General features: G+C 72.9%; 10 protein-coding genes. 6 read left to right on the top strand and 4 right to left on the bottom strand.

From position 1 onward, the window contains the following. Positions 1-83 precede the first annotated feature (83 nt). A complete protein-coding gene (locus tag N7925_RS23940; protein ID WP_274345106.1) occupies positions 84-770 on the top strand; it encodes a GOLPH3/VPS74 family protein in 687 nt (228 codons plus the stop codon). 51 nt (positions 771-821) lie between these two features. Here N7925_RS23940 and N7925_RS23945 read toward each other — a convergent pair whose 3' ends face one another. From N7925_RS23945 to N7925_RS23955, 3 genes are all read right to left on the bottom strand, one after another. After that, positions 822-1,694 (bottom strand): class I SAM-dependent methyltransferase, encoded by an 873-nt coding sequence (locus tag N7925_RS23945; protein WP_274345107.1) that lies wholly within the window; start codon positions 1,692-1,694, stop codon positions 822-824. A gap of 345 nt (positions 1,695-2,039) precedes the next feature. Beyond that, complete coding sequence (locus N7925_RS23950; RefSeq protein WP_274345108.1) at positions 2,040-2,915, bottom strand: GNAT family N-acetyltransferase; 876 nt, start codon at positions 2,913-2,915, stop codon at positions 2,040-2,042. A gap of 130 nt (positions 2,916-3,045) precedes the next feature. After that, a complete protein-coding gene (locus tag N7925_RS23955) occupies positions 3,046-4,635 on the bottom strand; it encodes a PucR family transcriptional regulator (RefSeq protein WP_274345109.1) in 1,590 nt (529 codons plus the stop codon). Between the two features lie 137 nt (positions 4,636-4,772). Here N7925_RS23955 and speB point away from each other — a divergent pair, with 137 nt between their 5' ends. After that, entirely contained in the window at positions 4,773-5,756 is a 984-nt protein-coding gene (speB, locus tag N7925_RS23960; protein WP_265601505.1) for an agmatinase, read from the top strand. Beyond that, a complete protein-coding gene (locus N7925_RS23965; protein WP_265601506.1) occupies positions 5,753-7,444 on the top strand; it encodes a thiamine pyrophosphate-binding protein in 1,692 nt (563 codons plus the stop codon). The genes speB and N7925_RS23965 overlap by 4 nt, the downstream gene beginning before the upstream one ends. Positions 7,445-7,605: 161 nt before the next feature. Here N7925_RS23965 and N7925_RS23970 read toward each other — a convergent pair whose 3' ends face one another. Continuing rightward, positions 7,606-7,971, bottom strand: a complete 366-nt coding sequence (locus N7925_RS23970) for a hypothetical protein (RefSeq protein ID WP_274345110.1) — start codon at positions 7,969-7,971, stop codon at positions 7,606-7,608. A gap of 287 nt (positions 7,972-8,258) precedes the next feature. On the opposite strand from N7925_RS23970, the gene N7925_RS23975 reads away from it, so the two are divergent. The 3 genes from N7925_RS23975 to N7925_RS23985 all read left to right on the top strand — a co-directional run bounded on the left by N7925_RS23975 (position 8,259) and on the right by N7925_RS23985 (position 14,213). Then, complete coding sequence (locus N7925_RS23975) at positions 8,259-11,990, top strand: ABC transporter ATP-binding protein (protein WP_265601508.1); 3,732 nt, start codon at positions 8,259-8,261, stop codon at positions 11,988-11,990. A gap of 127 nt (positions 11,991-12,117) precedes the next feature. Then, positions 12,118-12,576: a hypothetical protein gene (locus N7925_RS23980; RefSeq protein ID WP_443032239.1), complete on the top strand. Its 459-nt coding sequence runs from the start codon at positions 12,118-12,120 to the stop codon at positions 12,574-12,576. Between the two features lie 152 nt (positions 12,577-12,728). After that, positions 12,729-14,213, top strand: a complete 1,485-nt coding sequence (locus N7925_RS23985) for a S28 family serine protease (RefSeq protein WP_274345112.1) — start codon at positions 12,729-12,731, stop codon at positions 14,211-14,213. Positions 14,214-14,218 lie beyond the last annotated feature (5 nt).

The following is a 14,218-nucleotide window of genomic DNA, read 5'->3' on the forward strand; positions in this document are numbered from 1 at the left end:
AGGTGACAGCCCACACCGCCCCGCCCGTCCTCCGCAGGGCACGCTCGGGGGGAGAGCGGAGTATCCGACCCCGACGGTGGGACATGACCATGCGGAACGAGAACGAGATGCTCATCGTTGAAGACCTGACGCTGCTGATGATGGACGACAGGTCCGGGGCCATCGCGGGGGCGGGCACGCTGTACTACGCGCTGGGCGGCGCGGTCCTCGTCGAGCTGGGCCTCGGCGGCCGGATCAGGGCCGACGAGGACGACAAGGGGCTGAACGGCGTGAAGGTCCACGCCGTGGCCGGTCCCGCGTCGTCCGATCCGCTGCTCCGGGCCGCCCACGCGAAGGTCGGGGAGCGCGTGCGCGGCGTCCAGACGCTGCTGATCGAGATCGGTACGGGGGTGGTCACACGGGAGACGGTCCTCGACCGGCTCGTCGAGCGGGGCGTGCTGCGCCGGGAGACCAGGAAGACGCTGGGCCTGTTCCGCACGACGTCGACGACGGTCGCGGACACCGGGTACAAGAAAGCCCTGGTGGAGAGGGTCCGGGCCGTCCTGATCGACGGCGCGGAACCCGACGCCCGTACGGCGGCCCTGGTCGGACTGCTCTCCGCGAGCGGCACCCTGCCGACCCTGCACCGCTCCATCCCGTGGTCCGGCAAGGTCTACAAGCGGGCGAAGGAACTGGAGCGGACCAGTTGGGGCGCGGAAGCGGTGAACGCCGCGGTGATGCGGACGGTGGCGGCGGTCTCCACGGGCACGATCGTCGCAGTCACCAGCTAGAGCGGCCGTCGGCAGGGGCAGGGGCAGGAACAGGTTGGTCCTGGTCCCGTCTCAGGCGGGGCGACGGGCCATCCACGTCTCACGGGTCGACCGTACGACGAGGTCGTCCCGGTGGCGTACGTCCTCGGGCCCGCCGTCGATGAGCCGGTCGAGTGCGGCCAGGTCCTCCGGCGAGATGCGTCCGACCAGGTTGTCGCGGATGCGCTCGAAGACGAGGTAGGCGTACCGCCCCGCCCCCTCGGGCAGCGGGGCGCGCAGCTCCCACGGTTCGGCGCGTTCCTGCTCGACGGAGAAGCCGGCGGCCACCAGCAGCGAGCCCCAGTCGGCGCCCCGGTGCGGCAACTGCTCGGCATGCAGGCCGTCGAGGGCCTCCCGGCAGCGGCGTTCCAGCGCGCCCGGCTCCCCGCCCTCGGGCAGGAAGGTCGGCATCCCGTCCACCTCCGCGACGGCCAGCAGCCCGCCAGGACGCAGCGCGGCGCGGATGCCGACCAGGGCGGTGGCGGGGTCGTCCAGGTGGTGCAGGGACGCCGACGCCCAGACGAGGTCGGCGTCGACGACCCCGGGCAGTCCCGTACCGGCGTCGGCCTCCACCGTGTGCACGCGGTCGCCGAGCCCCCGGTCCCGGGCCGCCGAGGCGAGCCTCTCCAGCATGGCGGGGGAGCTGTCGACAGCGGTCACCCGGGCGGTCGGGAACCGCTCCAGCAGGGCGAACGTGCCGGTCCCGGTGCCCGAGCCGAGGTCGACGATGCTCCGGACGTCGTCACCGGCGAGGCAGGCGATACGGCCGGTGAGTGCGGTCAGGTGGGGCGCGAAGAGGGCGGCGTCGAGGTCGAGGATCTCGGGGAGACCGTTCGGCGTCGCGGCGGGGTCGTGGGAGTGAGCCGCATGACCGTGCTGGTGCTGGTGCTGGTGTTCGTGAGCCATGAAATCGAGCGTACGGGTTCTTGCGTTAGATGCATGTCACCTTGCCAATAACGCAAGAAGATGGCAGCGGAGCCACCCTCCTACGCAAAGGGATCGGGCCCTGGAGTACGCAACCATTCACGCTACGGACGGTCTCCCTCAACACGTGAGCATGTGCGCACATCGGGGGATGAACAACGATGAAGACTTCTCGGCCTCCCGCGGCGACCGGGAAATTGTTCGCGTTCTGAAGGGCTCAAGCGTTGGAAGGATCGCTCCTGGGCATGTGGCAGGTTGTTCACGGAGCTGCCCGGCTCCCTGGTTCGGGCGCGAGGCGTCGTCGCCCGTCCGGCCGAGGAGCGGTGTTCACACCCGGCCGGGGCGCGTCCAGTCGTGGTTCTCGCGTACGAGGGTGAATCCGGCCGACCGGTAGAGCGCTGCCGCCGCCTCGTTGCCGGCCGGCGTCAGGACGGCCACCGCGCTCGCGCCCCGGTCGACGAGTGCCGTGCACGCGCCCCGTACGGCGTCGCGCCCGTAGCCGTGACCTCGGTGGTCCGGATGGGTGCCGACCGGTTCGAGCAGGCCGCATCGGCCCGTACCCCCGAACCAGCCGGTCGCGGCGGCGGCGGGGTCTCCGGCGGGCGTGCGGACGAGCGTCTCCACGGCGAGGTGGCCCGCGGGGGACTCCTTCATTTTGCGCCAGTGGTCTACGGAGAACGTGGATCCCTCGAAGGCGGACCGGTGCACCAGCGCCCGGTCGTCGGCGTCGGACCCGGTGACCTGTACCGCGCGGCTCGACACCGGCCCCGGGGACCAGGAGAAGACCAGCCAGGGCTCCTCCGTGTCCGGCTCCCAGCCGGGCACGGGCAGGCCGTCGGTCGCGTCGTTGCCGGGTACGAGCAGGTCCTCCGCGTCCGCCGCGAGCGCTCCGAAGTCGGCTTCGGGCGCGGCGGTCACGCGCAGCACGGGGCCGTCGAGGAAACCGACCGCGACGGGGGCCGACTTCGCCGCGTCGCTGCTGGACCGGGCCTCGGCCTGTGAGGAGGTCCGTGCGTCGGCCCGTGCGTCGGCCCGCTTGTCGGTCCAGAGGTAGACGGTCGCGTCGTCCAGTCGCTGGAGCCAGCCCACGTCCCCGGGGTGCAGGCTCCCGGACGGGGCGTCGGGCGGTGTCCACGCGCGCAGGGCGCGCAGCGCCGGGCCGGTGTCGGCAGGGGACAGGCGGCGCCGCGCGAGTGAGGCCATGCGCGGAGACTAGTCAGCGCGCCACGGAGGCGCGAAGGCTTTTGTGCCCGGGGTGCCCGGGGTGCCCGGGGTGCCCGGGGTGCCCGGTGGGTCCGGTGGGTCCGTGGGTGCGGTGTGCCCGGGCCGGTCGTCATGTCTGCCTCAGCGCGAACCACAACTCCGTCCGTACGTCCATGTCGTCCAGGTCCGCGCCCAGCAACTCCCCGCACCGCCCGATGCGTTGGCGGACGGTGTTGCGGTGGACGCCCAGGGCCACCGCCGAACGGTCCCAACTGCCGTGGAGGGAGAGCCAGCAGCGCAGGGTGTCGGCCAGCGGCGCGGTGAGCGGGGCGAGGAGGGCGCGGGCGTGGGCGGCCGCCTGTTCGGGCGGGACCAGCGCGGCGAGGCCCCTCGTGGGGGCGTCCACCCTCAACGGGGCGCGGGTCGCCCGCGCGTGGGCCAGGGCGCGGGCGGCCAGGGCGTCGGCGGCGGCGAGAGCGGTGACGGGGGTGGGCGCGGACGCGCCGAGCGTCCAGCCGGGCCTCGGGGTGAGCCGGGCGGAACGGGGCGGGGGGTCCGTCCCCGCAGGATCGTCGGTCAGCGGCTCCCCGCCCTCGGCCGAGTCCGCCCCGCCCTCCGCCGAGCCTGCCCCGCCGCCGCCCGGGCCCAGCAGGAGCCGGACCGCCTCGCCCGCCCCGCGTCCCGCGTCGACCAGGGCCGTGCCCAGCGACGCGCCCAGGGCCTCGGCCGTCAGGGCGTCCGCCGGGGCGCCGTCCGTGCGCAGGGCGTGGATCACCGTCCAGGGGCCGGTGGCACCGAGGAGCGGCGCCACCTCGGCCGGGGAGGCCCCCAGGAGCAGGCGGACCAGGGCCGCCGAACGGCCCGCCGCGTCCGCGCCCTGGTGGGGGGCGGCCAGAAGGGAGAGGAGGACCACCGCGATGCCCGCCACCGTGTGGTCGCCGGACTCCCGTCGCCGGGTCGCCAGTGCCAGGACCAGCCCCTCGCCGCCGCCCAGCACGTACGCGGACAGGTGGGTGCCGCCGTGGGTGTCGGTGGCCGAGGCGGGGGAGCCGGGGCGTTCGCGGGCGACCACCCGGGCCAGCCGGGTCAGGGCCCCCGCCGCCTCCGGGTCCGGGCGGCGGCCCGCCGCGTGGACCTCCTCGCCCCGCGCCGTCAGCAGGACCGCCCGGCCGCCGAGCCGCGTCGCGAGCTGGTGGAGGACCGCCGGTACGGGGTCGGGGCGGGCCGCAGCCGCCGCCAGCGCCTGCTGGGCGCGGGTCACCCGGCGCAGCTCGCGGTGGCGCGCCTCGGCCATCAGCCGCCATACCGCCCGCGCGATCGCGGTGAACGGGGTCTCCGGCGGGACCTCCAGCAGCGGCAGGCCCTCCCGGTCGCACGCGTCGATCAGGGCCCGGGGCACCGCCTCGTGCACCGGCCGCACCCCGAAACCCAGCGCCGCCGCCCCCGCCTCCACCAGCCGGCCGACGTAGTGGTCCGGGTCCGTCAGCAGCACGCCCGCGCTCAGCAGCAGTTCGCCGCCGAGCAGATAGGGAAACGGGTCGGCCATCTCCGAGGTGTGGACCCAGAGCAGATCGGCGTCGGCCGGGCCCGCGATCCGGCGCAGGCCCAGCTCCTCGCGCGCCAGGAGCTCCGCCAGCGGGATGGGCGGGGTCGGCGGGCCGGGCGGGCGAGTCGTCTGCGGGGCGCCCGCGGAAGAGCTCGGCATGGACGATTCCTCCATTCAGTGCGTCGCGAATGGAGGAAACGTACACTTCAGAGTTGGCATTCGGCCGTCTACCGTCTTCCTGGGGTGGGCCGGACGGGCTGGTGGGCCCGCACACTCGACACCGTACAAACCCGAAGGAAAGGCACACCCCTATGAGCAGCACCGAATCGCCGCGCGGCCCCATCGACTCCTCCCGCGTCCCGCGGTACGCCGGGCCCGCGACGTTCGCCCGGCTGCCCCGGCTCGACGAGGTCGGCCGGACCGACGTCGCCGTGGTCGGCGTCCCCTTCGACACCGGGGTCTCCTACCGGCCCGGCGCCCGCTTCGGCGGCAACGCCATCCGTGAGGCCTCCCGGCTGCTGCGCCCGTACAACCCGGCGCAGGACGCCTCCCCGTTCGCCCTGGCGCAGGTCGCCGACGCCGGGGACATAGCGGCGAACCCGTTCAACATCAACGAGGCCGTCGAGACCATCGAGAGCGCGGCCGACGACCTCCTGGGCACCGGCGCACGCCTGATGACCCTCGGCGGCGACCACACCATCGCCCTGCCCCTCCTGCGCTCCGTCGCCAAGAAGCACGGGCCCGTCGCCCTGCTCCACTTCGACGCGCACCTGGACACCTGGGACACCTACTTCGGCGCCGAGTACACCCACGGCACCCCGTTCCGCCGGGCCGTCGAGGAGGGCATCCTCGACACCTCCGCCCTCTCCCACGTCGGCACCCGCGGCCCGCTGTACGGCAAGCAGGACCTGACCGACGACGAGAAGATGGGCTTCGGGATCGTCACCTCCGCCGACGTCATGCGGCGCGGCGTCGACGAGATCGCCGACCAGCTGCGGCAGCGCATCGGCGACCGGCCGCTGTACATCTCCATCGACATCGACGTCCTGGACCCGGCGCACGCCCCCGGCACCGGCACCCCCGAGGCCGGCGGCCTCACCTCCCGCGAGCTGCTGGAGATCCTGCGCGGCCTCTCCTCCTGCCACCTGGTCTCCGCCGACCTGGTCGAGGTCGCCCCGGCGTACGACCACGCCGAGATCACCTCCGTGGCCGCCTCGCACGCCGCGTACGAACTGACGACGATCATGTCCCGCCAGATCGCCGCGGAGAAGGCGAAGGGGGCCGCGTCCAAGTGAGCCACGACCACGACGACCGGCCGCAGCTCACCGCCGCCCAGGCCGCCGCCGTCCTGAACCCGCCGGCCGGCCGCAATGGCGGCGACCTCGTCGTCGAGTCCCTCCAGGGGCTCGGCGCGACCACCGTCTTCGGGCTGCCCGGCCAGCACGCGCTCGGCATGTTCGACGCGCTGCGCCGCTCCTCCCTCCGTTACGTCGGACTCCGCGTCGAGAACAACGCGGGCTTCGCCGCCGACGCCTACGGCCGGATCACCGGCGAGGTCGCGCCGCTGTTCCTGTCCACCGGGCCCGGGGCGCTGACCTCGCTCGCCGCGCTCCAGGAGGCGGCCGCCGCCTCCGCGCCCGTCCTCGCGATCTCCAGCCAGATCCCCACGGCGGGGCTCGGCGGCGGGCGGCACGGCTATCTCCACGAGCTGCGCGACCAGCAGGCCTCCGTCCGCGACATCGTGAAGTCCGTGCACACCGTGCGGTCCGCCTCGCAGATCCCCTCCGCGATCGCCGCCGCCTGGGAGTCCGCGCTGACCGCCCCGCACGGGCCGGTCTGGGTGGAGATCCCGCAGGACGTGCTGCTCGCCGGGACGACGCTCCCGGTCGTCAGCGCCATGGACGCCACTCCGCGCGAGCTCTACCCGCGCCCCGAGCTGACGGTCGCCGCGGCCCACCTGCTGTCGAACGCCGACCGCCCGGTGATCGTCGCGGGCGGCGGAGTCGTCCGCTCCGACGCCTCCGGCAAGCTCCTCGCGCTCGCCGAGAAGATCGACGCGCCCGTCGTCACCACCTTCGGCGGCAAGGGCGCGTTCCCCTGGGAGCACCCGCTCTCGCTCCGTTCCTGGCTGGAGGACCGGCACACGACCGACTTCCTGGAGGACGCGGACGTCCTCCTCGTCGTCGGCTCGGGGCTCGGTGAACTCTCCTCGAACTACCACACCTTCCGCCCGCGCGGCCGGGTGATCCAGATCGAGGCCGACGCCGGGAAGCTGGAGTCCAACCACCCCGCGCTCGGCATCCACTCCGATGCCCGGGAGGCCCTGTCCGACCTCCTGGAGGCCGTCGAGCCCCGCGAGGACGCGGGTGGTGCGGCCGAGCGCGTGGCCACGGTGCTGGAGAAGGTACGGGTCCGGATCGACGCCCAGGAACTGACCCTGGAGCAGCAGGTCCTCGCCGCCGTCCGCGAGGCGCTGCCCGACACCGCGCCCAGCTTCTGGGACATGACGATCCTGGCGTACTGGGCCTGGTCCGCGTTCGATGCCCGCCGCCCCAACACCATGCACTCCGCCCAGGGCGCGGGCGGCCTCGGCTACGGCTTCCCGGCGGCCGTCGGCGCGGCCGTCGCCGACCCGACGAAGCCGGTGCTCGCGGTCTCCGGCGACGGTGGCGCGATGTACTCCATCGCGGAGCTGGCCACCGCCCGCCAGTACGACCTGCCGCTGACCTGGCTGATCGTCGACGACGGCGGCTACGGCATCCTGCGCGAGTACATGACGGACGCCTTCGGCGAGGGCACGGCCACGGCGACCGAGCTGTCCCGCCCGGACTTCGTCGCGCTCGCCGAGTCCTTCGGCGTACCGGCCGTCGTGACGACACCGGAGTCCCTCGCCGCCGACCTCGGCAGGGCGCTGGCGGCCCCGGGCCCGTCCGTCGTCGTGCTCCCGGCCCTGCTGCGGATGTTCGAGCCGACGCACCTGTAGGCCGTACGGGCAGGCCGCATGCGTAGGCCGCATGCGTAGGCCGCATGCGTAGGCGGTACGTGTAGCCGTACGCGCAGGCCGTACGCGTACGGAGCGCGGCGGGCCGGCCCCGGCCGGATTGGTCCCCGGCCGGGGGTGACCCCGGCCGGGGACCGACCCGCTCACAGCTCCGCGAGCGCCTTCTCGATCGCGCCCTCCTGGGCCTGGGCACCCTCCTGGAACCGGGCCCGCTCCGCCGGGTCCCGGATCTCCCCGGGCAGCTCCCGGCGCAGTGGCAGAAGGTCCGGCAGCTGCCGGAACACCACCGCTGCGGCGGGCCCCTCGCCCCGGTTGGCGGCGGCGGCCAGATAGCGGCCCGCCTGCCACAGGTGCACGGTGAGGTGCTTGCGCGGTTCGGTGGACACCTGCCGCCGCGTCCCGGGCTTCCCCAGGGAGGGGTGCGTGCCCTCGCCGAGGCGCTCCAGCGCGGCGAGCGCCGCGTAGAGCTGTCCGCAGCGGTAGGCCTCGGTGAGCCGGTCGTTCGCCATGGTTCCTGCCCCCTTCGGCGGCCCTTCCGACGGCCTTCCGACGGGGAGGCCGCCCATGCCGCTGCGGATGACTACCCGCCCGGCCCGGGCCCCGAACCGGTCCCGGGACCCCGGTACCGCACACCCGCGACCATCGGCCCCGTTCGCCGCCCCCTTTATTGCGGCGGGATGAAATCCGCAGCCCTGGGCGTTGGTGCCTTCCGGTAGACCAGGTGGAACAACCGGATCAGCTGGATCAGCTGGATCAGCGGACAGGCCGACGAGAAGGCCGAAACGGGAGGCAACGCGTGACGGGCGCAGAGCAACAGGGGTGGGGCCGGCGGCTGACCGGGTACGCGTGGCGGTACCGGCGCAACGTTGTGCTCGCTCTCGGCTCGTCGCTCGCCGGAATGGCCGTCCTGGCCCTCGTTCCGCTCATCACCAAGGTGATCATCGACGACGTGGTCACCGACCACACCCGCTCCCTCGCCGTCTGGACCGGACTGCTCATCGGCGCGGCCGTCCTCGTCTACATAGCCACCTACATCCGCAGGTACTACGGCGGCCGGCTCGCCCTGGACGTCCAGCACGACCTGCGTACGGACATGTACACGACGATCACCCGGCTCGACGGCAAACGGCAGGACGAGCTGTCCACCGGGCAGGTCGTCGGCCGGGCCACCAGCGACCTCCAGCTGATCCAGGGGCTGCTGTTCATGCTCCCGATGACCATCGGGAACGTGCTGCTCTTCGTCATCTCCCTGGTGATCATGGCGTGGCTCTCGCTGCCCCTGACCCTCGTCGCCCTCGCCGTCGCCCCCGCCCTCTGGTTCATCGCCCGCCGCTCCCGCACCCGTCTCTTCCCCGCCACCTGGTACGCCCAGAGCCAGGCCGCCGCCGTCGCCGGAGTCGTCGACGGGGCCGTGTCGGGGGTCCGGGTCGTCAAGGGGTTCGGGCAGGAGGACCAGGAGACCGGGAAGCTCCGCGAGGTCGGGCGCCGGCTGTTCGCCGGGCGGCTGCGCACCATCCGGCTGAACTCCCGCTACACCCCCGCCCTCCAGGCGGTGCCCGCGCTCGGCCAGGTCGCCATGCTCGCCCTCGGCGGCTGGCTGGCCACCCGGGGCGAGATCACTCTCGGCACGTTCGTCGCCTTCTCCACCTACCTCGCCCAGCTCGTCGGCCCGGTCCGGATGCTCGCCATGGTCCTCACCGTCGGCCAGCAGGCCCGGGCCGGTGTGGAGCGCGTCCTGGAGCTCATCGACACCGAGCCCTCGATGCAGGACGGTACGAAGAAGCTGCCCGCCGACGCCCCGGCCGGCATCGAGTTCGACGACGTCCGCTTCGGCTACGACGACGAGCGGCCCGTCCTCGACGGGTTCTCGCTCACCGTCGAACCCGGCGAGACCGTCGCCGTCGTCGGCGCGTCCGGCAGCGGCAAGTCCACCGTCTCGCTCCTGCTGCCCCGCTTCTACGACGTCTCCCACGGGGCCGTCCTCATCGGCGGCCATGACGTCCGCGAGCTGACCCAGGCGTCCCTGCGCTCCGCCATCGGGCTCGTCCCCGAGGACAGCTTCCTGTTCTCCGACACCATCCGCGCCAACATCGCCTACGGACTCCCCGACGCCACCCAGGAGCAGATCGAACAGGCCGCCCGCGCCGCCCAGGCCGACCGGTTCATCGCCGACCTGCCGAAGGGCTACGACACCACCGTCGGCGAACACGGGCTCACCCTCTCCGGCGGCCAGCGCCAGCGCGTCGCCCTCGCCCGCGCCATCCTCACCGACCCCCGGCTCCTCCTCCTCGACGACGCGACCTCCGCCGTCGACGCCCGCGTGGAGCACGAGATCCACGAGGCCCTCAAGCAGGTGATGGCGGGCCGTACGACGCTCCTCATCGCCCACCGCCGCTCCACCCTCCAGCTCGCCGACCGCATCGCCGTCCTGGACGGCGGGAAGCTCGCCGCGATCGGCACCCACGAGGAGCTGGAGCGCACCTCCGCGCTCTACCGCCGCCTCCTCACCGACCCCGACGAGCTGGGCGGCACCTCGCCCGGCCACCGGCCGCCGCGCCCGGAGGCCGGCCCCGAGGACGACCGCGCGCTCCAGGAGGAGCTGGACGCCGAGTTCGACGCGGAGCGCGGCATCACCCCCGCGCTCTGGATCCGCGAGGAGGAGGAGCGGGACACCACCGTCGCCGGCATGCCCGCGACGCCCGAGCTGCTCGCCCAGGTCGAGGCCCTGCCGCCCGCCACCGGCACCCCCGAGGTGGACGAGGCCGCCGCCGTGCGTGCGGAGGACTCCTACGGGCTGCGCCGGCTGCTGCGCGGCTTCGGCGCGGCCCTCCTGATCAGCCTCGGGCTCGTCGCCGTCGATGCCGGCATGGGCCTGCTGCTGCCGGTCCTGATCCGGCACGGCATCGACGAGGGCGTCTCCCAGCTCTCCACCGGTGCGGTGTGGGCCGCCTCCGCGATCGCGCTGGTCGTCGTGCTCGTCCAATGGGTCGCGCAGACCGGCGAGATCCGGATGACCGGCCGGACCGGCGAGCGGATCCTCTACGCGCTCCGCCTGAAGATCTTCGCCCAGCTCCAGCGGCTCGGCCTCGACTACTACGAGCGGGAGCTGACCGGCCGGATCATGACCCGGATGACGACGGACGTGGACGCGCTCGCCACGTTCCTCCAGACCGGGCTCGTCACCGCGTTCGTCTCCGTCGTCACCTTCTTCGGCATCATGGCCGCACTGCTCGTCCTGGACGTCCAGCTGGCCCTGGTCGTCTTCGCCACCCTGCCCGTGCTGATCATCGGTACGGTCTTCTTCCGGCGCAGCAGCGTCAAGGCGTACGAGCTGGCCCGGACCCGCATCAGCGCCGTCAACGCCGACCTCCAGGAGTCCGTCTCCGGCCTCCGGATCGTCCAGGCCTTCGGCCGCGAGCACGACGGGGCCGTCCGCTTCGCCGAGCACAGCGACCACTACCGCCAGGCCCGGGTACGCGGCCAGTGGCTGATCTCCGTCTACTTCCCGTTCGTCCAGCTGCTGGCCTCCGTCGCCGCCGCCGCTGTGATCATCGTCGGAGCGGGCCGGGTCGACAACGGCACGCTGACCGTCGGCGCCCTGGTCGCCTACCTCCTCTACATCGAACTGTTCTTCGCCCCCGTCCAGCAGCTCTCCCAGGTCTTCGACGGCTACCAGCAGGCGACCGTCTCCCTCGGCCGCATCCAGGAGCTGCTGCGCGAGCCCACCTCGACCGCCGACCCGGACGAGCCGCTCGACGTGCTCTCGCTGCGCGGCGAGATCGCGTTCGAGGACGTCTCCTTCGCGTACGGCTCCGACGAGGAGGCCCTGTCCGGTGTCGACCTGCGCATCCCGGCGGGCCAGACGGTGGCGTTCGTCGGGGAGACGGGGGCCGGGAAGTCGACCCTCGTGAAGCTCGTCGCCCGGTACTACGACCCCACGGGCGGCCGGGTCACCGCCGACGGAGCCGATCTGCGCACCCTCGACATGACCGCCTACCGGCACCGCCTCGGCGTCGTCCCGCAGGAGGCGTACCTCTTCGCCGGCACGGTCCGCGACGCCATCGCCTACGGGCTGCCCGACGCCACCGACGCCCAGGTGGAGGCCGCCGCCCGCGCGGTCGGCGCGCACGAGATGATCGCCACGCTGGAGGACGGCTATCTCCACGAGGTCGCCGAGCGCGGCCGCAACCTCTCCGCCGGGCAGCGCCAGCTCATCGCGCTGGCCCGCGCCGAACTCGTCGACCCGGACATCCTGCTCCTGGACGAGGCCACCGCCGCCCTGGACCTCGCCACCGAGGCCCTGGTCAACCAGGCCACCGACCGCCTCGCCGGCCGCCGCACCACGCTGGTGGTGGCCCACCGGCTGACCACCGCCGCCCGCGCCGACCGGGTCGTGGTCATGGACCACGGGCGCGTCGTCGAGGACGGCACGCACGACGAACTGCTCGCCCGGGGCGGGCGGTACGCCCGGCTGTGGCGCACCTTCATCGGCGAGGGCATAGGGGAGGACGAGCCGGCGGGCGTCTGAGGGGCGGCGGCGGCCCCGCGTGCAACCTCCCGCCCGTCTGCTGCGTCGTAGCCAGAGACGCACGGGTGCGTACAGACGTCAGGTGGGGGCGAAGGTGTTCGATAGCGCTGCGGAGCCGGTGAGACCCATGAGACCGACAGGATCGCCGGGACCGGCGGGACGGTCAGGACCGACAGGATCGCCGAGAGCGGCGGGATCGACGGGGCCGGCGGGACGGCCTTTGCTGGTCCGCCTCCTCGTCCTGCTCCTGCTCGCCGGACTCGTGCCCCTTCTCGGCGCCCCCGGCGTCGCCCGGGCCGCCTCCGGCTGCTCCGGCCGCCCCGCGAAGACCGTCGAGTTCTCCACGGGAGAGCTGCGCGTCTACAAGAGCCGCGCGCAGGCGTGCGCGGTGACCGTCGCCAAGAAGCCCGGCAAGCGGCGGACGATGAGCGTCACGCTCCAGGCGCGCGGCGGCCGCGCCGTCACCGACAAGGGTTCGTACACGAAGATGGCCGGCCCGGTCACGGTCAACGCGCTCAACCGCTGCGTACGGGCCACCGGCGCGATCGGCAGGAAGTCCGCCTCCACCGGATGGATTCTCTGCTGACCTTTCCACCCACTCCTCCACCTTCTTCCCCTTCTTCCCCGTCTCCTCCCCTTCTCCGCCGACTTCTCCGCTGACACGGACAACCAGGTCTGGCGTGGCGTGTGTTGCCCCGATAAGTTCACGGCGACTGTTGTGAATCAAGGGGAGCGTGCATGCGCAAGTCACTCACAGGGGTTCTCTCGCTCGCCGTGCTCATAGGCACGGTCGGAGCCACGGGGGCCTCGGCCGGTGCGGCCACCGCCGCGGAACCGGCCGCGAAGCGGAGCAGCGAGACTGTCGCCGGCAGCGAAGCGAGCAACGAGGACATCAAGGACCGCATCCTGGCCATCCCGGGCATGAGTCTGATCGAGGAGAAGCCTTACGCGGGCTACCGCTACTTCGTCCTCAACTACACCCAGCCGGTCGACCACCGGCGTCCGTCCAAGGGCACGTTCCAGCAGCGCCTGACGCTGCTGCACAAGGACGTGAGCCGCCCGACGGTCTTCTTCACCAGCGGCTACAACGTCTCCACGAACCCCAGCCGCAGCGAGCCGACGCAGATCATCGACGGCAACCAGGTCTCGATGGAGTACCGCTACTTCACCCCGTCCCGGCCGGCCCCCGCCGACTGGTCAAAGCTGGACATCTGGCAGGCCGCCAGCGACCAGCACCGGGTGTTCACGGCGCTGAAGAAGATCTACGACAAGAAGTGGCTGGCCACCGGCGGGTCCAAGGGCGGCATGACCGCCACGTACTTCGAGCGCTTCTACCCGAAGGACATGGACGGCGTCGTCGCCTACGTCGCGCCCAACGACGTCGTGAACGACGAGGACTCGGCGTACGACCGGTTCTTCGAAAACGTCGGCACCCAGGAGTGCCGCGACAAGCTGGCCGGTGTGCAGCGCGAGGCGCTGATCCGCCGGGCCCCGCTCCAGAAGAAGTACAAGGAGCTGGCCGCCGCCAACGGCTGGACCTTCAACACCGTCGGCTCCCTCGACCGCGCCTACGAGGCCACGGTCCTGGACTATGGGTGGGCGTTCTGGCAGTACAGCCTGGTCGCCGACTGCGTGGACATCCCGGCCGACGCCGAGGAGGCCACCGACGAGGACATCTGGAACTCCGTCGACGCCATCTCCGGCTTCTCCGCCTACGTCGACCAGGGCCTGCAGACGTACACCCCGTACTACTACCAGGCGGGCACCCAGCTCGGTTCGCCGGACATCAAGCAGCCCTGGCTCGGCAATCTGAGCCGCTACGGCTACCAGCCCCCGCGCAACTTCGTGCCCCGCTCCATCCCGATGAAGTTCGAACGGGGCGCGATGCGGGACATCGACCGCTGGGTCAAGCGCAACGCCCGGCAGATGATGTACGTCAACGGCGAGAACGACCCGTGGAGCGCGGAGCCGTTCCGTCTCGGACGCGGTGCGAAGGACAGCTACGTCTACACCGTCCCCGGCGGCAACCACGGCGCGAAGGTCTCCGGTCTCGTCGCCGACGAGAAGGCGAAGGCCACCGCCGCGATCCTGCGCTGGGCGGGCGTCGCCCCGGCAGCCGTCGAGGCGGACCCGTCGAAGGCGAAGCCGCTGGCGAAGTTCGACAAGAAGCTCGACAAGCGCAACGGCGAGATCGAGCGCGACGAGGCCACCCTGCGCCCGTAGGGGCC

The organism is Streptomyces sp. CA-278952 (assembly GCF_028747205.1).
Lineage (GTDB): Bacteria > Actinomycetota > Actinomycetes > Streptomycetales > Streptomycetaceae > Streptomyces.

Excerpts from the sequence above, each read along its gene's own strand:
- N7925_RS23940 (WP_274345106.1), top strand. The coding sequence starts at position 84 with ATGACCATGCGGAACGAGAACGAGATGCTCATCGTTGAAGACCTGACG.
- N7925_RS23945 (WP_274345107.1), bottom strand. The coding sequence starts at position 1,694 with ATGGCTCACGAACACCAGCACCAGCACCAGCACGGTCATGCGGCTCAC.
- N7925_RS23950 (WP_274345108.1), bottom strand. The coding sequence starts at position 2,915 with ATGGCCTCACTCGCGCGGCGCCGCCTGTCCCCTGCCGACACCGGCCCG.
- N7925_RS23955 (WP_274345109.1), bottom strand. The coding sequence starts at position 4,635 with ATGGAGGAATCGTCCATGCCGAGCTCTTCCGCGGGCGCCCCGCAGACG.
- speB (WP_265601505.1), top strand. The coding sequence starts at position 4,773 with ATGAGCAGCACCGAATCGCCGCGCGGCCCCATCGACTCCTCCCGCGTC.
- N7925_RS23970 (WP_274345110.1), bottom strand. The coding sequence starts at position 7,971 with ATGGCGAACGACCGGCTCACCGAGGCCTACCGCTGCGGACAGCTCTAC.
- N7925_RS23980 (WP_443032239.1), top strand. The coding sequence starts at position 12,118 with ATGAGACCGACAGGATCGCCGGGACCGGCGGGACGGTCAGGACCGACA.
- N7925_RS23985 (WP_274345112.1), top strand. The coding sequence starts at position 12,729 with ATGCGCAAGTCACTCACAGGGGTTCTCTCGCTCGCCGTGCTCATAGGC.